We start from the raw sequence: 248 nt of genomic DNA, 5'->3' as shown, positions 1-248 counted from the left end.
CTCGGACCATGCGGTCCAAGTTGTTATGCGGTATTAGCATCTGTTTCCAGGTGTTATCCCCCGCTTCTGGGCAGGTTTCCCACGTGTTACTCACCAGTTCGCCACTCACTCAAATGTAAATCATGATGCAAGCACCAATCAATACCAGAGTTCGTTCGACTTGCATGTATTAGGCACGCCGCCAGCGTTCGTCCTGAGCCAGGATCAAACTCTCAAATTAATGATGAGTTCTAAAAAGCTCATTTAAT

At 46.8% G+C, this 248-nt stretch carries 1 rRNA gene; it reads right to left on the bottom strand.

What is annotated here, in order from left to right:
- Positions 1–220 (bottom strand): 16S ribosomal RNA (locus ACWQAU_RS15180); the annotation flags it as partial.
- Positions 221–248: the final 28 nt, after the last annotated feature.

The organism is Lactiplantibacillus sp. 3062 (genome assembly GCF_055413545.1).
Note: the sequence above shows the minus strand (reverse complement) of the source record. Positions and strands in the feature narration are given on the sequence as shown.